Raw genomic sequence first — 22798 nt, forward strand, 5'->3', positions numbered from 1 at the left:
TTTATATCTATTGCAAAAATTCGGCTATATCACGACCATAAAATTCTTTAAACAGTTTCCGGAAATAAGCCGGGGTTTCAAACCCTGCTATATAGGATATTTCGGCCACGGTACGGTATTTACCACTATTAATTGCCTCCATCGACATCAGTAAACGGATTCGCCGGATATAATTATTTGGCGTAATACCCGTGGTGTTTTTTATGCGCCGGTGCAGTTGCCTTTCACTTAAACCCATTTCGTTACTTAACAATACAATGATTAAATCAACTTTTCCAATATATTTTCTTACCAGCGTTTCAAGCTCATAAAGCCAAAGCTGATCGGCAATAGAAAGTTCACTGATTGGCTTTAGATTATGTGTACTTAACTCCGCCCCTCTTTCAATTTCGTTATTTTTTACCGATACGAGTGATACTTTGCTAAATTCTTCCAGTTTCTTTTTGTCGGTAATATTCCTGGCAATAGCAAAAACCAGCTGCTGTTTTTGTACTGGCATCGAGATCCATGAAAGCCATACTATTTCTCCGCTTTTGGTTACATACCTGTTTTCAAAATTATACAGCGGATTGTTTTTCTTTATACTCTCACGTTTACTTGCGGTGATACTTCTGTCTTCGGGATAAACAAATGAATCAATAGGCCTTGCAAACAGTTCGCTTTCGGTATAACCTAAAGTTTTGGAAACAGCCGGGTTAATTTTTTTAAAGTAACCATCAAACCCGGCAACACATAACCAATCGGGCGACAAGCGAAAGAAGTATTCCAGATCAAAAATCTCATTGAAGTTTTCCATATAAATTTCAGTTCCCCTTGTAAGGGAACGCAACACATTTGGTAATTAAAAGCAATATAGCCACAGGTTGTGAAAAGCCAAATTCAAAAGAAACCATTTTTTATGACACCCATAAATATTTAACATAAACTGGCAGGATTCTTTAGCAAAATGTCAGTAATGTTAACTTTTCCAAACCGGATTTTATCTGCTTAAAGTGAAACAGCCGCTATATCCCATTATGCAAAACCTTTGTTATTCATAAACCGGTAGCAATAGTACAATTGAGTGTTTTTTCATATTATTACGGGTAATATGAAAACCCTATACCAAAACACAATTAAACTCATCCCCTTCGCTTTACTGGCTATATCATTACAAAGCTGTATTAAACAGCCGGGAGCATGGCGAAACGACCAGATTCCCGGCGGTAAACGCGACGATTTCCACAAACTTAACCAACAACTGCTCCATGATCTCCGCACCGGCAACAGTGATGATATCAGCAATATGGAATCGCGGGAGATGCTGGACGACAAGTCAAATCTAAGGCAAATAGAGTTAGTAGGCAACGCTGTTAAAACTACCGACTATGATATTTACGATGAATATTACATTGTAAATAAGCACCGCAGTACAGATACCATAGGCAATCCGTCGGCAGGCATTAACAGCTACAAAATGATCTATAATGGCATTACCCATGAAATGTACATGGCGCTTTTTTTGCCGAAGGATAAGAACCAGCCAAACCAGGAAATGATCACCGCACTGTATGCCAAATACGATTACGGCTGGAAGCTAACCTCGGTAAATGTAAATACTTACAAAATTAACGGTAAAACAGCCCCGGAGCTTTATGAGCTGGGAAAAAAGAAATACAATAACCGGCACTTTGCCGATGCCCGTTTAACACTTGAACTTGCTTTACAATGTACCGCCCCTAACGACTACTGGCAATACATACACGATACGGATGCAGGCAAATTGTTCCAAGATGCTGCCGAGGCAACAGTAAAACAATACCGTTTCCCGGTAGTAATTGATGGTGTTGCAGGCGAACCACGGGTATTCCGGATAGGCAATCAAAAAAACAGCCACGGGTGGTTCCCGGTAATTTATTATACAACCAAAGTAAACATTGCCGATACCAACGCAGTAAAAAGCGAGAATGTGCAGATCGGGAAAGTTATTGACAAACTACTACCGGGTATTACTGAGGATAAGGACTATATTTTCTACTCCGCCTGCAGCAAACTACCGCTGGGTGCCGCAACACATGTTGAGCATTTTGATATGACAGATAAGCTGCGGTAACAGGCTATAAATCCCCGTCGTGATGCCGAACTTGTTTCGGCACCCCACAGCATAAGTAGCCGATTTGCTCAGCGCGATTGCTTAGCGAGTGAGGTGTTGAAACAAGTTCAACATGACAAACAAAAAAGGGGGCACCAGGCAAAGCCTTGCTGCAGCGATGGATGACATATCTTTGAGCAACCCCCTAAATAAAAGAAGCCCCGGAACAATTAATGCTCCGGGGCTTCTTTATAATATCAAATCGATTTTATCAAATCGCTTCCAACTGCAGCACTACACTGGTGTGATAAGCGCTGTTTCCGGGGTTAATACCCACATTCATCAGGAAATCGCCGGTAAAAGTTAAATCCTCTTTGCCTAAAACCGAACCCGCGCCCGGATAAAGGTTAATTTCTTTAACACGGTATTTTTTATTAGGGTCGAGGCCTTTCAGGCGCACGGGCACTTTGGTACCCGAGCCGTATCGGTTATTCACCAGGTAGTTGAACATTACTGCCTTTGATTTATCGTCGCTTACATACATGATAGATGCCGCGTCGTTGTCCCATGGCGAAGCTAAGCGGTACTGGTCGCCATGCCAGATCACATCTTTTAAAGCATCATAGTTTTTCAACGCAGACTGACAGAAACTCAGCTCGCTTTCACTTAATTTGCCGATCACAATATCAAAACCCATTTTACCCATCATGGCCACATCCACACGGAATTTGATGGGTTGTTTGCCCCAATCGGTAACGTGGTTTGAGCTGGTGATTGCCGGGTAGAAGAATGAATACTCCCACTGGATAAATACACGCTCCAGCGGATCGGTGTTATCGCTTGGCCAAAACTCTGTAAAGTATTGCAGTGCACCATAGTCAACCCTGCCGCCGCCGCCCGAGCAAAGCATCAAAGGCACTTTAGGATATTTGGCACGAACGCGTTTCAATACATTGTATAAACCATTCACATAATCAACATAAATGTGCGACTGATCTTTTTTCAGGTATGCTGAATACGCGTTATAGATTACCGCGTTACAATCCCATTTGATATAAGCCAGGTCGGGGTTTTTGGTGAACAGACCGTCAACCACGCCAAATACAAAATCCTGCACTTTAGGGTTAGCCAGATCAAGCACCAACTGGTTACGGAAGTATTTTTCAGGACGGTTGGGTTGTTTAATCACCCAATCAGGATGGGCTTTGTACAGGTCGCTGGCAGGATTAACCATTTCCGGTTCAATCCAGATGCCGAATTTTACACCGTTGGCCTGCGCTTCTTTCACGAGCGAGCTGATACCGTTAGGCAGTTTTTGTTTATTCTCCTGCCAGTCGCCAAGGCCGGCGTTATCACCGTTACGCGGGTGGCTGTTACCAAACCAGCCATCATCCAATAAAAACAGGTCGACACCCAGCTTTTTTGTATCTTTTAACAAGCCTGCAAGCTTGCTCTCATTAAAATCAAAATAGGTTGATTCCCAGTTATTTAGCAACGTAAGCCTTGAACCATTACCATCAACAATTTTGTATTGGCGTGCCCAGCTTTGCAGCTTACGGCTGGCATCACCCTTACCGTGGTCGGAGTAAGTGTAAAGGAAAGCTGGCGTAGTAAATTCAACACCTGGTTTCAAATGATACTCGGAAGCAGCATTGTTAATACCTGCAATAATTTTCAGGTTATTGGCCACATCCAGTTCAAAATCAATCCTGAAATTGCCCGACCATTCCATGGCGCCGTATAATACTTTGCCTTCATCTTCGGTAGCAGGTTTATCCATTGATATGGCGAACATCGAATGCTCATACAGGTTGGCACGGGTACCCAGTTTGCTGTCGATTGTTTTAATACCGTGGGTTAAACGGGCTTCTTCGGGCTGCATTTCCATAGCCCAGTTGCCGTGGTATTGCTTCAGCCAGAAACCGCCGGTAGTATTGCCCTTCAGGTTTAAATTGGCCGACGCATATTTATCAAGCGTTACTATCCCCTTTTCGTTATGTTTAATAACTGACCATTGCTCGGTTACATCTTCTTTAAAATAGGTTTTGTAGTATAGCTTCACCTCAAAATCATAAGCAGGATCTTTCATGGTTACTACCAGTAATGAAATATCATCATCAACCTTGCTTACCGTATGGCTTACGTAAGTTAGGTTTAATGATTTATTACCATCCGCATGGGTAACTGTAATAGCCGGCTCACCAAGACTGGCTGAACCTGATGGTGTGTAAGCATCGTTTTGTACGCCCGAATCATCGGCTTGTTTGTACATTTTTGAGATGCCTGCATACTCGGCTGTATTGGCAAGCTTTGCCCCCAGGTATACCATGTTCAGGTGCTTTTCGGCATCGGTTTGTAATACAATAGCGTTGTGCTGTGTTTCAACAGGAATGGTTACTTGCTGCGCTGCTGCCCTGCCGGCAAACAGCATTGAGCCTGCGAAAAGCAGGCCCAGTGGTAAAGTTTTTGTTTGAGTAGTTCTCACGTGTGATTTTTGGGTTTAACCGGCTGCTTCGGTAATTTGGTTTATCATGTTTTGATGTATCCTCGCCCCAAAATGCCCGGCATCCAGTTTCAGAACCTCGGTAAAGGCCTTTTGTGCCTGCTCAGAATCACGTAAACCGAGGTATCCCAGTCCCTGTAAAAAATAGCAGTGCACGCGGTTCCTTACCTGCAGATCATCTTCAAAAATGAGCAAATTTGGCAGCGAGACGGCAAAGTAATCAATTTTTACGTTATCATCCATGTGCCCGATACCATAATTAAGCAGTTTTTTGAAGATTCGTTCGGCCGATGTACTGTCACCCAGACATTTTTTTGCCAAACCCTGATAAAAGATCTTATCCGGCTGCTGATCGTTATAAAAAACAGCCGCTGTCGGGTCTTCCAAACCTATGGTTGCCTGCTCAAAATAAGCCTTAGCCTGTTCAGTTTGCTGCAGCCCTTCGTGGGCCTGGCCCAGCCAGTAAAAGATATCATTTTCCTGTGTGCCGAATAGTTTACCCTCGCCTAAATTATGTGGGTAGGTTTGTGCCTGTGTTAACTGTTCAATGGCTTCATTGTATTTGCCATCGCGGATGTTTTGCTTGGCCATTTCAACCAGCGCGGCAACGTATTGCCCCGAAGCTTTGCCTTCGCCGCCCTCCCATGGGTGGAATGTTCTTTGCATCACCTGTTCAAACGCGGTTTGGTGCTCGCCTAAAAAGTTATACAGCGTTGCACGCTCTAAATAAACATCATCACGAAGTTTGGCAGTCTCCAGGTTAGCTTCAACAAAATTCAGTCGTGCTTCTGCAGGATAGTTCAGCTTTTTGTAAAGCTGGTCAAGTTCCATCAGTACGCGGGCATCTGTTCCATCCAGCGCAAAGGCTTTTTCAAAACAAATTAAAGCTTTTGCCGGGTTATTACGTTTATTATAATAGGCTATACCCAGATTCCTGAATACAGTTGGGAACGTATCGTCCAGTTTTGCCGATGTTTCCCAGGCCGCGATGGCATCATCATATTGCAGTTTATCATAAAACAGGTTACCTAAATAATAAGGTGCTTTGGCATCGGTGGGCACAAGCTCAGCGGCCAGTTTCAGTATGCTGATCTCTTCCAGCCTATCGGGGAAGCACAGGTACGAATCGGCAGCTGAGGCCTGTTTAAAACATGCAGAAGCCTGTTCATTATTGCCTAACCTGTACGCAAAGTAGCCCAGGTAATAATACACCATCGGACTGGTAGCATCACCGTTCACCGCATAATTCAACAAATCTGCAGCTTCCTGGTACAGGCCGGCATTGGCGTAATCAAGTGCGTATTCAATGTAATTTTGGTAATAACCGCGCGATAGTTTAATGAGTTCATTAAGGGTGGCAGTGCCTTTTTCTTCATCACCCAAAGCTTTGTAAGCATAAACCAGCTCAAACAGAGCGCCCAGGTTAAACGCATCCCTTTTTATTGCCGCTGTAGCTACCTCGACAGCATCTTCAAAACGCCCGAGCTTACGGAAAGCCGCCGAGCGCAAAACATAGGCTTTACTGTTATTGGCATTTCTATCTAATGACGACAGCGAGTGATCAAGCGCCAGTTCGTAATCGCCGTTTTCCAGGTCGATCTGTGCTACCGAAAAATAGCCGCTATCTTTCCAGGCATTGCTCCAGGTAGCTTTATAAAACGCTTTGTACGCATCCTCTTTTTTGCCGAGGAATTTCAACGCCAAACCTAAATTGTAATAACACTCGCTATCGTAAGGATTAGGGTTACGCTGGGTGATGGTTTCAACCGCCTTGCGGAAATAAGGTTCGCTTTTAGCAAACTGTCCGCGGCGCAGGTACCATAAACCTAAAGCATTATTATTGCGGATATCTTTTGGATCACGGCGTAAAGCTTCCTCATAATAAGGCACCGGGCTATAAGTAGCATGGCGGTACTGCTCCAAATGCTGCGCGGTTAAAAACAACTGCTCGTTATTTTCCACATCGGCAGGCAATAAAGCTGGTTTAGCTGCTTCAGGGATATTGCTCAACTTATTGCTTGCCGCATCATATTTGACGAGTTCCTTGCCCGCTTCTGAGTGTACAGTAAGCAGCAAAAGGTTCTCGTTAATATCCTTAGCGGCTATCTCGCGGGTATAAACCTGTTCTGGTACAATGGAAACTTTTTCGCTCAATAATACTTTTCCATCATGCTGCAGTTTGATGTTCAGGTTGTTTTGTTCGCCGGTTACGTAAACTTTCAATAGTAGTTTGCCCTCTTTATAATCAAGTGCCAGCAGGATATCTTTGGTAGCATTTTTTACTACGCCAAGCTCGCGGTATGGCATAAAGTATTGCGTAAAATGCTTTTCCTCGTGCGGCATCAGCCAGGTAAAATCGGGTTGGTTATCGGTAAACATACCTGTCATGAGCTCAATGTACGGGCCATCCTCGTCGGTTAGGTTCCTGTCCCAGGCCAGGCCGAAATCGCTGTGGCCCCAGGTCCACTGTTTTTTTCCGGGCGATACATGATGATTAGCTACGTGCAGCAAACCAGCCTGACTGTCATGCTCATAACCGCCTACAAAATCGTAATTGGAGTTGATAGCCATGTACGACGTTGGCACCGGAATGTTTTTATACCTTGAGATATCTGTACCCGGCGAATAATCAACCTTATAATAGGTACCGGTAGCAATTGGGAATGTTGATACGTCACGCTTACCATGATCAAACACCGCGTTCACATCAGGCGGGAAAACCGACTGGTAATCGTCATTAACTTTCACCGCCGGGTTTGCCCACCATAAAAAAGTTTGCGGCAGGGCCGAGCGGTTATAGAGTTTTGCTTTTATTTCGATGTAAGCCCTATCCGGGTGCAGCGTAAAACCGGCCATGCCCTTGGTATGGAACATGCGCTCAACCTCGTTAACCCAAACAGTTTTGCTGCCATCGGCATTTTCTTCAATTTTATAATCAACCGGCTCAAAAGTACTTGGGCGGTGGTGCTGTGGCCAGTTAAATTCAATACCGCCCGAAATCCAGGGGCCGGTTAACCCTACCAGTGCCGGCTTAATCACCTGGTTATAATAGATGAAATGGCGGTCCCTGATCTTGTCATAAGCCATCTGGATACGGCCGCCAAGCTCGGGCAGGATGAGTACTTTGAGGTATTTATTTTCGAGGTAAAGGCCTGCGTATTCTTTATCTTCTTTTTCGTCGTAAATTTTTTCGATAACCGGGTTAGGGTACACCTTGCCGCTGCTACCCTGGTAAACGCGCTTTTCAAAAAACATGGGGTTTTTATCGGGCTTCCCTATACCGTAGGTTGGGATAACTACCTTCTCTTCCCAAACATTTACATACAAATTATTCATGTGGCTTATGATTATTAATGTCTTACTAAATTTTCTTCTAACTCTTCAAGGGTTTGGCCTTTGGTTTCTCTCACTTTTTTAAGCACAAACAAAAAGCCTAAAAAGCAGATCACCGCGTACATATAAAATGGCCCGTAAGTGCCCAGCACCTTAGCCAGTATAGGGAAGGTGAACACCAATATAAAATAGGCAGCCCATAACGATACAATGGCCACTGTTGATGCAGCGCCACGGATCTTATTAGGGAAGATCTCTGAAATAAGTACCCAGGTTACAGGCGCAAGCGAAAGCGCGTAAGTGCTGATGGCCAGCAACACAAATATGGATACCAGCCCGGCCGCTAAGTGATTTTGCAGCAGGTAAGCCAATACAATATAAAATATGGATAAGCCCAATGAACCAATGAGCATCAATGGCTTACGGCCGAGCTTATCAACCTGCCACATAGCCAGCAGGGTAAAAACCAGGTTAACAATACCAATAGAAACAGTTTCAAACAGCTGCTGGTTTAAGCTTGAACCCACCGAGGCAAAAATGGTTGAAGTATAGTTAAACACCACATTGATGCCACAAAACTGTTGAAACACAGCCAGCGTAATACCTATCAATACGGCAGGGCGTACGCTTTTTTCAAATACGGCGCGGTACGATTGCTTTTTTGCGCCGGTAAGCGATTTTTCAATAGCCTGCTGTGTTGAAGTAACAAACTCTTCGGAGCCTATTTTGTAAAGCACTTTTTCGGCATCGGCGCGGCGACCAACCTTGATCAGCCACCGGGGGCTTTCGGGCAGGGCAATAACCCCTAATAAAAATACCGCGGCAGGTACCGTGCCCAAACCAAACATCCACCGCCAGGCATTATCGCCGCTGTCGGCCAAAAAATAGTTGCACAGGTTGGTGATCAGGATGCCCAATACCACGGTAAGCTGGTTGATAGCTACATTACGCCCCCGAACCTGTGCCGGGGAAATTTCGGCAATGTACATGGGGCAAAGCATTGATGCCATCCCTACCCCTATGCCCGCTGCAAAACGCAGAATGATAAAATAAGTGAGCCCAGTTGAAAAGGCAATACCCAGTGACGATACCGCGAAAATAAACGCCGCAACCATGAGACCGGGTTTACGGCCGTATTTTTCGGCAATGCGGCCGGCTATGATACAGCCCACGATACAGCCCAGCGCCAGGGAACCGGTAAGGAAGCCCTCCCAAACAGGGTCAAGCGCAAACTCCTTGCGGAGGAACGGCAGCGCACCCGATATTACGGCAAAATCAAAGCCGAACAGGTAACCGCCCAGTGCCGATATAAAGGAGATCCCTATAATATAGCCGCTGTTAAATTTTACTTCTTTTTTAAAATCGATGGTCATTTGATATTGGTTAGTTTCTTCTCTCTGTATAAATTTACTTTAATTAAAGTCGGTTATTAAATAAGCTTTGGGCTTTCTGCCTTTTGCTTTCAGCTTCATAGGGTGCCAAACTTGTATAAAATACTTTGATTGTATACATCGCCTGCCCGCAGTACAGCCTGCGGAAAATCAGGATGATTGATACTATCCGGATAATGCTGACACTCCAGGCACAGCGCGTCAAAAGGTTTTGCAGGTTTACCTGTATGTATAGGTTCGGTGCTGCTTAAATAATCACCGGTATAAAGGAACACGCCGGGATAATCCGTATAAACTTTAAGGGCACGGCCCGATGCTTCGTCGGTTAAAAGAGCGGCATAAGTTAAGCCGTTCTTCCCGGCTCCCCTGTTGATAATGTAAAACAGGTTAAGGCCCTCAACATGGTTTTCATCTATATTAAATTTATCGCCCAGCTTGTTATTATTGAAAGCCTTTTGCCCTGCTGGTATAATTGCCCCGCTCGGCGTATAGTCTTCGTGTAAATCCACAATACTATCCGATAGCAGGGTAAGTTTGTGGTTATAGATCTTACTTTTAAATGCCGATAAATTAAAGTAAGCGTGATTGGTAAAATTTGCTATCGTAGCTTTGTCGGTAGTAGCTTTATAATTGATCAGCAGCTCATTATCATCGTTCCAGGTATAGATAACCATAAGCTCCAACTTACCGGGATAACCTCCATCGCCATCAGGACTGGTCAGGGTCATCACTACACCATTATCAAAAGCTTCGGCAGTAAACACCCTATAGTTAAAACCGCTTTTACCGGCATGGTTGGAATTTTTACCTTCATTGGCATCCAGGTGAAAAGTTTCGCCTTCGATCTGAAATTTTACCCTGCTGATACGGTTGGCGTACCGGCCTATGGTTGAGCCGATGTAGCAGCTATCGGTTAAATACCCGTTCAGCTCAGGAAAACCAACCACCACGTTTTCAAAGTGCTGCAGCCTGTCGGGCACCACAACTGATACAATGGCCGCGCCGTAATTGGTAAGTTCAACATAGGCCCCGCTCTCGTTTTCAATTTTGAAAAGATAAACGTTATGACCGTTATGCTGCCCCCATAAACGGGTTGTGGTGTTAACAGCCATGTACGTTCAGATATTTAAATTGTTTGTTCATAAGTTATCAGCTTCATTAAACAGCCAGGTAATTTGCCTGACTTGTTTTAGCCCTAATTGGTTTTGGTAAACCTACTATGAAACAGGTGTTAAAAAAATGGATATTCTTTAAAAAGTGATGGATAATACTATCATTTACTGGCAGCTATTAAAATCTTGCCGGGATAAAAAAAATAAATACCTTTAATCGCCAGTTATACAGCAGCGTTATGAATGTGATAGCCGAACCTAAAAAACGGATCAAAGAAGGTTTTATCGGTCAAAAAATGATCGTATTGCCACCAAACATAAAAAAAGCCATCACCAGCAATGCTTTGATCAAAGGCTTTTACCTTACCGCTATCGGCTATTATCCCAAAGCGGCCTTTCATGACCGTGAACGCCGTACAGGCAGTAACGAATATATTTTTCTTTATTGTGTTGATGGAGAAGGCTATGTTTATTTGGAGGGCCAGGGCCACACCCTTAAACCCAATACTTTTTTCATTATCCCCCGTAATGTGGCACACCGTTATAAAAGCTCGGAAATCAATCCCTGGAGCATTTACTGGGTACACTTCAGCGGGCTAAATTCGCACCTGATCTATGAGCGCTCGCTCGAAAACGGGCAGCCTGCAGTACAATCCGTTCCCTACGACAGCAGCCGGATTAAGCTGTACGAACAGGTCTACGCCGTGCTTGAACACAGCTATCATGAAAAAGAAATGGAGATTGTTAACATCAACCTGCTCAATTTTATCTCCTCGATGGTGTATTATAAGCAAACCAACCCGGTTGATTATGATAACGATTTTGTGAGCAACTCCATCGCTTATATGAAAAAACACATTAGTCAAAAGTTTGAAGTGATGCATTTGGCGAAACAGCAGGGAATTTCGGCATCACATTATTTGCGGCTGTTTAAACAAAAAACGGGCTCATCACCTATTAACTATTTTAACCTGCTTAAGATTCAAACCTCCTGCCAGTACCTGTACTTTACCGACAGGAGCATTAAGGAAATTTGCTCAGAACTGGGCTTTGACGACCCTTATTATTTTTCAAGGCTATTTACCAAGCTGATTGGTATGTCGCCGTCAAAGTACAGGAAAACACATAAGCGGTAGGCCGACGCAGGTTCGGGTTAAAGCCGGTGGCGAGGAATGCCAGGGAATAAAACAGATGACTTAGTTACTCCTCATCCTTTCACTCTCCTCTTTTGAACCGCTTTCCGGTTTCCCCCGGCCGGCCGGTCTTGTGCTGCCAAACGACTTTGAATAAGTAAGCTTAATTACCGGGAAACGTCTGGTTTCGGTATTGACAAGTACGTTGCTCTTTATGTCAAAAGCCTCACGTGTAAGTGTGCCATACCGCACATGGATCTGCGCGGCACTAAACACATCGGCCACTGATAACTGCAGGCTGCCCCCGTTATTTTTCAGCTCTTTTTTGATCCCTGCATTGATCAGCCCAAAACCATCAACCCTTGTTGTGCCATTATACGACAGGGAATTGTATTGCCCCGATACCTCTGCCGAAAAGCTGCCGGACAGCTTAAACAACTGATTAAAATTAAAGGAATATCCGAAGTATGATTTGGTTAATGGATGTAAAGTATAATCCTCCTTAAACTGCCTTAGGCCGCCAACCAGGCTATAGGTCATTTCCCACCAGTTGCTCACTTTAACCGGCACATTGGCCTGCAAGGTAAAGTAGTTTTGATACGGCAGATTTTGTGGCGAAATGAACAAAATATCGTGCGCGGGGCTTTCGCTGAGCTGATAGCGGGCTATGGCATTATCATCTCGGCTATAAAGCAGGGAAAAGCTATAGTCGCCATAGTTATAGCCCAGTTTTATATTATTGGTGATGGTTGGTTTAAGAAAAGGATTGCCGGTGTAAACCGCCGTAGGGTCGCTGTATGCAAAGTATGAGGCCAGGTCGTCATATGATGGACGGCTGATCCTTTTGGTATAGGATAGCTGCAGTTCGGACCGGTTGCTCAGCTTTTTGGTAAACAGCACTGTGGGGAACAGCTTTCCAAGTTTACGGTCTACAATATTGCTGCGGGTTTGTGGGTTATCCATATTGGTATAGGAATATTCATAACGTACTCCTGTGTTAAGGCTTATGCTTTTACCAAGCTGCCAGTTAAGGGACAGATAAGCCGCGCCAATATCTTCCTTCATGTATATGTTCGCGGCGGTCTGCATATTGCGTTCCCAGGCCCCATTGTTAAAACTTTCGATACCTGATGAGCTTGAACTGCCGGTATGCGTTCCTTTAATACCTGTTTCCAGTTTTAGTAAGGGTGATAGCTGGTTGGCATAATCGGCTTTAAACACGCCTACGTTGATGGCCGTATTGGCAAATCCGCGTTGCCTTTGCGCGCTTACACTGTTGTTGGCGTACACCTGCTCACCGTATTTGTTTACAAAGGAAGTATTAACTTCGCTTGGACTGTTATTTCCATAATGGATATAATCGGCTTCCACGCTTATCTTCTCCCCTTCCTTCAGCACATGTTCAATATTGAGCGAACTGGTGAGGTTATCCCAGTGCCCGTTCCCATTAATATGCCCAATGTACCTGAGCAGTGAATCGGGCAGGATCTTATACCCCGCGTTACTGTATGTATAAGTGGGCGAATGGCTGTTGTTATAGCTCAGGTTACCGCTTATGGTAGTTTTAGGATCAAGCTTAATATCAGTACCCAGGGTGGCATTGTGATTATTGCTGATCCGTTTTGTTTTGGTATAAAATTCTACCTCGGCATTACCTCCGATAAAAGGCATGTACTGACTTCCGGTAATAAAAAGATCGGTATAGGTCCGGTCATGCTGAAACGTGTAGGAGCCGTACAGATTGATATTCTTAGTATTATGACTGAGGTTGATGCCCGCAGTGCCTTTTTCGCCCATGCCGTAACCGCCAGTTAAGGAATAAGAGCCGTTTGTTCCCTGCTTTTTGCTTTTCTTCATTACAATATTGATGATGCCGGCACTGCCTTCAGCATCGTATCCGGCGGGCGGGTGCTCAGCAGCTCTATTTTTTCAATATTATCGGCACTGGTACCATTAAGCAAATTCATAACCTGGGCAAGCGGCATACGCACCAGCTTGCCGTTGATCATTACTGTAGCCCCGCTTTTACCGTTCAGGGCAATACCATTATCCCGGTGATCGATAGTTACTCCAGGCGAACGTTCCAGCACCTGCAGGGCCGTACTGCCTTTGGTAAGTACACTGCTCTCAACATTTACCACTAAGCCATCGCTACGCTGCTGATACAGTGGCTTGGTAGCCCGCACTACCACCTCGCCCAATTGCCGGGTGTCCTCCTTCATCACAATAACAGCAAGATATTTTGCATCCTTGCTCCCGCTGATTTCAAAAGGTGATGAAAACCAGGTTTGATAGCCGATACTGCTTAACCGCAGCCGGTAATTTCCGGAAGGGGCATCCGCAATATTATAGCCCCCCTGCTCATTGGTAAGCATACTTTTAACTGAAGATGAATCTGCAGTTCTGACAAGCGATACAGTGACATATGGCAAGGGCTGGCTGCCGGCCGTGGTAACCCTGCCCGACACCTGGGCATTTACTATTTGTGTCAGGCAAATAAGTAACAGGCTGATGCATAAAGTTTTCATATGGCGTGTGTAACCTTTTTGGAGGTTATGCCGGCAAATAAAAACAGTGCTTTAAACTTTAAAAAACATGAATGATGAGTGACGTGAGATAATTGATGAGATACACAGAAGCGGGTTAATCGGTTTAAAACCAAAACTATATTGCCTTTTTTACGGCTTATATGTTAAAGCCTGCATTTGGTCAATTATTTGTGCAGGTTGATACAATAACGAAATATAAATCAGTGCAATTGCTGTATCTTTAGATATGATGTCGAAAAAAAATAACGTTCCCTCAGGGTCTCTCGCAGAGGATCCTGAGGGGACAGGGCTCTCCCGGCGTCATGCCGAACTTGTTTCGGCAGCCCACAGGACAAGTAGTCGATTTGCTCAGCGTGGTTGCTTAGCAAATGGGGTGTTGAAACAAGTTCAACATGACCTTATTTATTGTTAACGTTCCATCAGGGCCTCTGCGAGAAACCCCCTGCAGGGAAAGGAATGACATGCATCTCAACAATTAAAGGAAATGAACAGTTTATCCGTTGATACATTAAACCAAAACTGGCTGTTTAAATACAAGCTGTACCACATCCCATTTTGGTGTGTATACCATTATTTTTGGTTCACCATAGCGGTGGCTAACCCTGTGGCAGCGGCTAAATCGATGTTCTTTTCGGCTTATAGTGTCAAGATCCTGGCTTATGTAGTTTTCCAGGCACTGGCAGTATATTTTAACCTTTACTTCTTAATGCCGCGGTTTATGAAAAAAGAGCGGCTTACCCAATATGTAATTTATCTTTCGCTAACCATCATCGGCACATCATCGCTTATTAACGGCGGCTATTATTTAAGTGCTTTTTTTGCAGGCTGCTCAGTAAAAAAAATGTTTGGCGTTGATCCGGGCAATTTCATGAGCTTCTATAATACCTCCTTCCCTTCTACCGTAGCCAGTATGACTTTGGGAATGAGTATCAAACTCACCAAAAACTGGCTGCAAACCCAGCACCGCCAGCAGCTGCTCGAAAAAGAGAAACTGGAAACCGAACTTAAATTCCTGAAATACCAGTTTAACCCACATTTTCTGTTCAACAGCATCAACTCCATATTTTTCCTGATCCATAAAAACCCCGGTATGGCATCGGCATCATTGGCCAAATTTTCCGAATTGCTGCGGTACCAGTTGTACGAGTGCAACGACCAGCAAATCTCTTTAGGAAAAGAGCTTAGCTATCTCGAAAACTTTATCGAGCTGGAAAAGCTTCGGCAAAACAATAATATGCATGTTACCTTTGAGGCAGATGAACCGATGCCCGGTCATTTAGGCATAGCCCCCTTTATATTGATGACCTTTGTAGAAAACGCGTTTAAGCATGTATCCAAAGACGCGGAACACCCTAACTGGATTGCGATTAGATTGGGACTGAAAAACGATCAGCTCGATTTTTATGTTGCCAACAGCGCATCAAACGACCCGGGAACCGGGCTTGTGAACTATGGGGGTATCGGCCTGAAAAACGTAAAGCGCCGGCTCGACCTGATTTACCCCGGCCTCTATAAGCTGGAGATCCAAAATACCGGAGACCGCTTTGAGGTACACCTGCAATTAACTTTAACCGAACTGGAACAATCATCCGCAGCCTTTCAAATGGCCTCACTATGATGAACTGTGTAATAATAGATGATGAGCCCTTAGCCCGCGAAGGATTAGCCAGCTATGTACGCGAGGTTGATTTTCTGAACTTGACAGGAACCTGCGAAAACCCGCTCGAGCTGATCAAGCTACTTGACCACCAGGCTATCGACCTGATATTTTTGGATATCCAGATGCCGAAAATGAACGGTATTGATTTTTTAAAGATCATGCAGAAACCGCCGATGGTGATCATCACTACAGCCTACCCCAGCTATGCGCTTGAAGGCTTCCAGCTCAATGTGCTCGATTACCTGCTGAAACCCATCACGTTCGACCGCTTTTTCAAATCGGCCAATAAGGCTAAAGATTATCACCGCCTGCTTAACAATTGGTCCCAACCCGGCACACCAAAAACGGACGCGGATGAAGGCAACTTCTTTATCAAATGCGGTAATAAATACGAAAAGATTTACTTTGATGAGATCCTGTACGTGGAGGGAATGCAAAATTACGTTACCATATTTACTGCCAAAGGCAAATATATCACGCTGCTTAACCTCAAAAGCCTTGAACAAAATTTAGATAGCAAGCTCTTTATCCGCGTACACAAATCATACATCGTATCAACCGGCAAAATTGATGGTATTGAGGGGAATGATATTTTTATCGGGCAGCACCGCATCCCTATCAGCCGCAATTACCGCGAGCAGGTGATCCGGCAGGTTGTTGCTAATAAACTGTGGGATAAAATAAAATTTTCGTGATATATTTATATATCCGTTTTTAACCTTTATCCTGCTTAAGCCATGGCCAAAAACACCAATAAAACCACGGAAACCGTAGCAAGCGTAAGCAATTTCATCAACACCATTACGGATGAGACCAAACGCGCCGACAGTTTTAAACTTAGCGAATTGATGGAAGAAGCCAGCGGTCACAAAGCAAAAATGTGGGGGCCGGCCATTGTAGGCTTTGGCAGTTATCATTACAAATATGAAAGCGGCCGTGAAGGTGACGCTCCGCTCATAGCCTTCTCGCCCCGTAAAAGTTCTTTAACACTCTATCTTCCAGGCTTTGAGAGCAAGGAACAGTTGCTGCAAAAATTAGGCAAGCACAAGCAAAGCGGCGGCTGTACACATATTGTTAAACTGACCGATGTAGATAATACTGTGCTCAGGCAATTACTCAACGAATCATTTAAAAACGCGGAAACAACACGTTGCAAATAAAGATCATTATAAGAAATTGCTTTCTAACTCGCTATGGTGCCTTACTTTCTCAATTTTAAATTCAACACTGATAGTAACACCCGACTTATTTTGAACTTTAAAAGTGCCACCCAGTTGTTTACTTAAGGCCTTCATCATTTCCATGCCTAATGAGGTTACTGTTTTAAGATCAAAGCCTGCCGGCAGCCCTTTTCCGTTGTCGGCAATGGTTAGTATCACTCCGTCTTCGCCTACGCGGTTCAACGCGACGACGATCTGCCCGCCTTCACTGCTAAACGCGTACTTGATAGCGTTGGTTATGGCCTCATTAAGTATCAGGCCGAACGGAACAGCCTGGGTTAGATCGAGATAAATGGGTTCAACCACCTGCTCAAACCTGATACGACGGGTAACCGAGTCAAAACAATCGGTGAGGTTGCGGATCAGATCGGTTACGTATGATGGCATATAAATGCTGGCCACATTATCAGCACTATACAATTTATGGTGTATAAGCGCTATGGCCTGCACCCGGTTTTGACTTTCAGTGATGGCTTCGATGGCCGCGTTGTTTTCCAGGTATGCCGATTGCGTGCTTAACAGGCTCATCACAATTTGCAGGTTATTTTTAACCCTGTGATGTACCTCTTTGAGCAACCATTCTTTTTCATTAAGTAATTTTTCCTGTTTGCTGTTCAACAACTGCAATGATTGGTTTTGCTTGTTAATTTCGTTTTGCTGAGCATGTAACCGTACATTGCTGCGCTGCTTTAACCGATAACGATTATAACCAACCCCCAGCGAAAGCAACAACATTACCGAGCCTCCAATAAGCAAATTACGATCGGCCTGTGCCGCTAAAAACCGGCTGCGCTGCAACTGCTCATTGTTTTTAAGCAGTTGTATATCCTTAGCCTGCAGTTGCAGGTCTTTATTCTTCTTATCCGTATCAAACTCAATTTGCAAAAAGGAGGTGTGCTTGTTATTGTTAACCAGGTAAACCGAATCGGTAAGCGTTTTGTAGCGCTGGTAATGCTTAATAGCACTTTGGTACCTGCCCATCCCCGAATCGGCCTTAAACCAGTTGAGCTGGTTCTGTGCCAAAAAAGGCAGCACCTTTGTTTTTTGATAAAAACTTTCATTTTCCTGCAAGTAGGGATACGCTTTATTATACTGCCCTATGGCTATATAATAATTAATATATGACCTTAACATTTCGGTATAATTTGCCCCTGCATCTTTTTTTAACGCCTCCATTTTGTCGATGTACATTTTGGCCATTTTATATTGTTTAAGCCTCATGTAAACCAGGCAAAAATCATAGTAGTTTTCAAATCTTTCCTGCGTTGATGTAAACAGGTTCATATTTTTGAGCAATTGCAGCCGTGCAAGCGCTTTTTCGGGCTGTTCCATTTTATAGTAGCTCATGGCCAGGTTACCGTTTATTACAACTATTGAAGCTGTGTCATTATATTTTTGGGCAATTTTTACAGCCTTATCAAAATAAATTATGGCATCGCCAAATTTATGCAGCGTATAGTACGAAAGGGCAAACCGATTGTATATTGTACACATTTGCAAACTGGTATCACCGCGACCTTCGGCAAGCCTCACCGCTTTCAGCTGATACTTCAGGGCGTTATCAGCATCTCCCTGGAAGGTAAGGCAGCCGCCAAGCAGGTTATACAAACCGTCCAGGTCTTTTTTCCCTATCGATTGGTATATTGCCAATGCCGTGCGCAGGTTTTTAACAGCAATATCATATGATCCTTTTATGCTTTGCAGATCGGCCATATCTACGATAGCTGTAGCTTCCCTGTCCTTTAAACCCGCTTGCCGAAAAATATCAATGGCTTTTTGATAATAGGCTATTTTTTTATCCAGGTCCTGGCCTTCATTTCCATAATGCTGCCCAATAATGACATAAGCTTCGGCCATACCCGGCAAATCATCTATCGACTTAAAAAAATCAAACCCCCTCTGGGCCAATGCAGCACCGGCTTTATGATCGCCTTTTTTATTGCTGATCATTGCTGCCATCAACGCAGTGTTCCCCTGCCCTTTAACATCATTAAGCTGAATGCTTAATTGTTCGGCTTGTTTCATAAACCGGTAAGAACTATCTGTTTCCTTTGCTCCCGCGCCCGACTTGAGCAGGATAACACGGCTTAAAGCAAGCAACAGCTTCACTTTGCCGGTATCAGCTTTGCTTTTTTGAATTTGCGATTGCAACGAGGCTGAAGATTGCGCACGCAGCTGTCCTGTCACGCACACAACAGCAACACATAGCAGTAAAAATTTAAATTTCATGATAAAGGGGATAACCATTAAAACGTGCTGCCGTCTTTTAAAAACAGAACTTAAAATACAATAAAAAATTCAATAAATGCCTTATAGATAACTATTTGGCATAACCATAGATAAAATACTAATTTATTACTAATCAGCCATTCAGAAAAAATTAAGTTTATTTGGTGATGTTGTAGTTCAGAATATAAGGCCATTCACTAATTTCCCCAACACCTTAAAACTTTCTTCAACCATCTCATCAAAAGCTAAACCAAAACTAATGCGGATAAAATTGGCAAACCGCCCGTCCACGCTAAAGATCTGGCCGGGAGCTATGCTGATGTTTTGCTCTATTGCCAATTGATACAATTCAAAGGCATTTACCTTTTTATCCAGCTCGACCCAAAGCGCATAGCCGCCTTGTGGCCTGCTGATCTTTGTACCTGCCGGGAAGTGTGTTGCGATAGCCTGGGTATATCGCAGGCACTGGGTATATAACGCCTTCCGCAAATGCCTCATGTGCAGGTCATATCGCCCGGTTTCAAAAAAATGACCAATGGCTGCCTGTGTAGGTGTGGCCGAGGCTATGGAATGCATCATTTTAATATTCAGCACCTGTTCTTTAAACCTGCCTGGAATGCACCAACCTACCCGGTAACCGGGCGCTATTGATTTGGATACCGATGAACAAAGGATCACCCAGCCATCCTTATCATAACTTTTGCAGGTGCGCGGACGGCTTTTTCCAAAATAGATCTCACCATAAATATCATCCTCAATTAAGGGAACTTGCTTTTCAGCAAGCAGGCGCACCAGTTGCTGCTTACGCTCATCGGACATGCAAACCCCTATCGGGTTACTAAAATTGGTAACAAACAGGCATACTTTTACTGGCACTTCATTCATAGCCCGTTCCAGATATTCCAGGTCGAGGCCCGTATCGGGATTAACCGGAATTTCCAATACTTTCAAATCCAGACTAAGCATCACATTGAAGATCCCGAAATAGGTGGGACTTTCAATGGCAATGGTATCGCCGGGCTTGGTAAGCGCCCTTAAGCAAAATATTAAAGCTTCCAGGCAGCCCTGCGTTGTGATCACATCATCTTCGGTAATATAACCACCCCAGTTAAAGGCGTTTTTAGCCACCTGTTTGCGCAAAGCAATATTACCCTGCGGGTTTTCATAAGTGATATTACCCGATGGACTATTACGGATAGATTCCATCATGGATTTACTGAGCTTTGCCAGCGGGATCAGGCTGAGCGGCGGCGATGAGCGCGAGAGCTGCAAAACGCTGTCTTCCGACATGTTGCGGTAAACCATCGCAATCATTTCGGCAACGCTGGCCTGTTTAACCTTTTTAAGCGGTGGTTTGGTTTCGGGCACGCTGGTAAAACGGGCGGGCAGGTATTTTACATAGTAGCCCGATTTGGTACGTGCCTCTATCAAACCCAGGTTTTCCAGCTCAACATAGGACTTATAAGCTGTACTCATGCTAATACCCTGCTCCTGGCTCAGCATCCTTACCGACGGCAGCTTGTCGCCGGGTTTCAGCAGGTTTTGTTTAATCTGCTTTTCAATCCGGGCTGCAATTTGTGCGTATAAAAACTCGTAATCCGCGGTATGAGCAATGCTTTCCATGCAAAATCTGTTATGCTCAAAATTAATAAAACTGCATCTGTTTTTCTATTGCCGGATGTTTTTATTTTGTAATGATCAAATAATTAAGCACATGGAACTACAGATTATCGATTATCAGCCACAACATGCCCCCTATTTTGAAAAGTTTAACAAAGCATGGCTTGAAGAGTATTTTACCGTTGAGCCTTTTGACAAATGGGTGCTGGAAAACCCCGACGAGGCCATCATTAAAACAGGCGGCAGCATTTACTTTATCACTTCGAACCAAAAAATTATTGGCACCGTAGCACTGCGATATATAGAAGACGGTGTTTACGAGCTTACCAAAATGGCGGTGGATAAAGCCAGTCGCGGAGCTGGCGCCGGTCAGTTTCTATGTCAAACCGGTATTGATAAAGCGCGTGAACTGGGTGTAAAAAAGCTGGTACTATTTTCAAACAGAGTGCTTGAAAATGCCATCCACATTTACCGTAAGCTGGGCTTTACCGAAATCCCAGTTGAGCCGGGCACCTACAAACGGGCGGATATCATGATGGAAATAAACTTTACAAATAACTAAGCCTAATGGAAAATATACTAAGCGAACAGGAAGTACAGCAACTAAGGGCCGAAACCCGGGGCACAACAAAAACCATCCACTTCAATAATGCAGGCTCGTCCCTGCACCCCGATGTGGTGGTTGATACCGTGATAGATTACCTGTACGAAGAAGCGCAAAACGGCGGCTACGAAACCGAGTACACATACCGCGAAGAGCTTGAAAACACCTACAACCTCATAGCCCGACTCATCAACGCCCGCAAGGATGAAATTGCCATTGTTGAAAACGCCAGTATCGGCTGGTGGTTTGCCTTTAACGGCATTGATTTTAAACCCGGCGATGAGATCATTACCTGCGAAATGGAATATGTAACCAACCTGATAGGTTTGCTGCACGCTAAAAAAACACTGGGTGTTGAGTTTAAAGTAATCCCCAATGATGATCAGGGTAATTTCCGGCTGCAGGCTTTGGAAGATGCTATTTCTGACCGGACAAAGCTGATAGCCGTAACCCATATCCCCTCAACCGCAGGTGGCATGATCCCGGTAGCAGAGATAGGCAAAATAGCGCGCAGGCATAATATTTTGTACCTGCTTGATGCCTGCCAGAGCGTGGGCCATGTGCCACTGGATGTACAGGCCATTGGCTGCGATATGCTGGCAGTAACCGGCAGGAAGTATTTGCGGGCGCCGAGGGGTACCGGCTTTCTGTATGTCCGCAAAGAAATTCAGGATAAGCTGAAGTTGTTTTTCCTGGATGGCTTTACTACCCACTGGGTAACCGAAACTGATTTTAAACCGCGCAATGATGCCCGCCGTTTTGAGGTGTATGAAAAAAGCCGCGCCTTAACACTTGGTCTTGGCAAAGCGGTTGAATATGCACTCAACATTGGTGTTGACCGTACCTGGCAGCGGGTGCAATATTTAGCCGGCTTACTACGCGAAAAACTAAAAAATATTAACGGCGTAACCGTTCTTGATTTTGGCGATGAGTTATGCGGCATCGTAACTTTTTCGGTTGATGGCATGGAGGCCGCAACGGTAAAAAACAAGCTGGCCGAAAAGCACATCAACGTATCGGTTGGCAAGGCGGTTTCAACCCTCATCTATATGAACAAAAACAAACTGGGCAATATTGTAAGGGCTTCAGTACATTATTATAATACAGAGGAGGAGATTGATACCTTATACGGAGTTTTAGAGGAGTTGGTTAGAGTGAGTGTTTAACATTCGCACGATTAAGCGCCCCGGCTATTGTTGGTGTTGTCACCAACAATAGCGGGGTTACAGTTCAAGCGAAAAACGCTTAAACTCGCTTGATAAAAGCTGTCAACAAACGGCAGCATCTATTGATGTTTTGTAATTTTTGAGCGCAAACTCGGCCTCATAAAAGTCGTTGTCGCTATAAAAAGCAGAGTATATTTATATTAGTGC

The 22798-nt window shown here is 44.3% G+C and carries 16 protein-coding genes; 7 read left to right on the forward strand and 9 right to left on the reverse strand.

What is annotated here, in order from left to right; all coding sequences use genetic code 11:
• Nucleotides 1-7: 7 nt before the first annotated feature.
• Nucleotides 8-796 (reverse strand): helix-turn-helix domain-containing protein, encoded by a 789-nt coding sequence (locus DIU38_RS19220; protein WP_090533985.1) that lies wholly within the window; start codon nt 794-796, stop codon nt 8-10.
• A gap of 294 nt (nt 797-1090) precedes the next feature.
• Between DIU38_RS19220 and DIU38_RS19225 the strand changes: the two genes are divergently transcribed.
• The gene (locus DIU38_RS19225; RefSeq protein WP_112657586.1) at nt 1091-2092 is read left to right on the forward strand and encodes a hypothetical protein; all 1002 of its coding nucleotides are present in this window, start codon (nt 1091-1093) and stop codon (nt 2090-2092) included.
• A 250-nt stretch (nt 2093-2342) separates the two neighbouring features.
• Here the strand turns inward: DIU38_RS19225 and DIU38_RS19230 are convergent, their stop codons facing one another.
• The 4 genes from DIU38_RS19230 to DIU38_RS19245 all read right to left on the reverse strand — a co-directional run bounded on the left by DIU38_RS19230 (nt 2343) and on the right by DIU38_RS19245 (nt 10410).
• Nucleotides 2343-4556 (reverse strand): alpha-galactosidase, encoded by a 2214-nt coding sequence (locus tag DIU38_RS19230; RefSeq protein WP_243770703.1) that lies wholly within the window; start codon nt 4554-4556, stop codon nt 2343-2345.
• A 15-nt stretch (nt 4557-4571) separates the two neighbouring features.
• Nucleotides 4572-7910 carry a DUF5107 domain-containing protein gene (locus DIU38_RS19235; protein ID WP_112657582.1) on the reverse strand — a complete coding sequence of 1113 codons (3339 nt, stop codon included), beginning with the start codon at nt 7908-7910 and terminating at the stop codon, nt 4572-4574.
• Nucleotides 7911-7924: 14 nt separating this feature from the next.
• A complete protein-coding gene (locus DIU38_RS19240) occupies nt 7925-9280 on the reverse strand; it encodes a sugar porter family MFS transporter (protein WP_112657580.1) in 1356 nt (451 codons plus the stop codon).
• Nucleotides 9281-9375: 95 nt separating this feature from the next.
• Nucleotides 9376-10410 carry an aldose epimerase family protein gene (locus DIU38_RS19245; protein ID WP_112657578.1) on the reverse strand — a complete coding sequence of 345 codons (1035 nt, stop codon included), beginning with the start codon at nt 10408-10410 and terminating at the stop codon, nt 9376-9378.
• Nucleotides 10411-10649: 239 nt separating this feature from the next.
• Here DIU38_RS19245 and DIU38_RS19250 point away from each other — a divergent pair, with 239 nt between their 5' ends.
• The gene (locus tag DIU38_RS19250; protein WP_112657576.1) at nt 10650-11546 is read left to right on the forward strand and encodes an AraC family transcriptional regulator; all 897 of its coding nucleotides are present in this window, start codon (nt 10650-10652) and stop codon (nt 11544-11546) included.
• A 60-nt stretch (nt 11547-11606) separates the two neighbouring features.
• Here DIU38_RS19250 and DIU38_RS19255 read toward each other — a convergent pair whose 3' ends face one another.
• Nucleotides 11607-13400, reverse strand: a complete 1794-nt coding sequence (locus DIU38_RS19255) for an outer membrane beta-barrel family protein (RefSeq protein ID WP_149354124.1) — start codon at nt 13398-13400, stop codon at nt 11607-11609.
• Nucleotides 13400-14071, reverse strand: coding sequence for a carboxypeptidase-like regulatory domain-containing protein (locus DIU38_RS19260; RefSeq protein ID WP_149354125.1), 672 nt, complete (start codon nt 14069-14071; stop codon nt 13400-13402). Before DIU38_RS19260 ends, DIU38_RS19255 begins: the two co-directional genes overlap by 1 nt.
• Nucleotides 14072-14576: 505 nt before the next feature.
• On the opposite strand from DIU38_RS19260, the gene DIU38_RS19265 reads away from it, so the two are divergent.
• The 3 genes from DIU38_RS19265 to DIU38_RS19275 are packed head-to-tail and all read left to right on the forward strand — an operon-like array spanning nt 14577 to nt 16912.
• Complete coding sequence (locus tag DIU38_RS19265) at nt 14577-15710, forward strand: sensor histidine kinase (protein ID WP_112657572.1); 1134 nt, start codon at nt 14577-14579, stop codon at nt 15708-15710.
• Entirely contained in the window at nt 15707-16447 is a 741-nt protein-coding gene (locus tag DIU38_RS19270) for a LytR/AlgR family response regulator transcription factor (RefSeq protein WP_112657570.1), read from the forward strand. Before DIU38_RS19265 ends, DIU38_RS19270 begins: the two co-directional genes overlap by 4 nt.
• A gap of 42 nt (nt 16448-16489) precedes the next feature.
• On the forward strand, nt 16490-16912 hold the full coding sequence (locus DIU38_RS19275; protein ID WP_112657568.1) for a DUF1801 domain-containing protein: 423 nt from the start codon (nt 16490-16492) through the stop codon (nt 16910-16912).
• A gap of 6 nt (nt 16913-16918) precedes the next feature.
• On the opposite strand, the gene DIU38_RS19280 is transcribed toward DIU38_RS19275, so the two are convergent.
• Nucleotides 16919-19201 (reverse strand): histidine kinase dimerization/phosphoacceptor domain -containing protein, encoded by a 2283-nt coding sequence (locus DIU38_RS19280; protein WP_167516227.1) that lies wholly within the window; start codon nt 19199-19201, stop codon nt 16919-16921.
• 177 nt (nt 19202-19378) lie between these two features.
• A complete protein-coding gene (locus DIU38_RS19285; RefSeq protein ID WP_112657564.1) occupies nt 19379-20824 on the reverse strand; it encodes an aminotransferase-like domain-containing protein in 1446 nt (481 codons plus the stop codon).
• 91 nt (nt 20825-20915) lie between these two features.
• On the opposite strand from DIU38_RS19285, the gene DIU38_RS19290 reads away from it, so the two are divergent.
• Nucleotides 20916-21383: a GNAT family N-acetyltransferase gene (locus DIU38_RS19290; protein WP_112657562.1), complete on the forward strand. Its 468-nt coding sequence runs from the start codon at nt 20916-20918 to the stop codon at nt 21381-21383.
• Nucleotides 21384-21388: 5 nt separating this feature from the next.
• Nucleotides 21389-22591 carry an aminotransferase class V-fold PLP-dependent enzyme gene (locus DIU38_RS19295; RefSeq protein WP_112657560.1) on the forward strand — a complete coding sequence of 401 codons (1203 nt, stop codon included), beginning with the start codon at nt 21389-21391 and terminating at the stop codon, nt 22589-22591.
• The last annotated feature ends 207 nt before the right edge of the window (nt 22592-22798 follow it).

Origin of the sequence: Mucilaginibacter metallidurans, assembly GCF_003286435.2 — a bacterium.
GTDB classification, from domain to species: Bacteria; Bacteroidota; Bacteroidia; order Sphingobacteriales; family Sphingobacteriaceae; genus Mucilaginibacter; species Mucilaginibacter gossypii.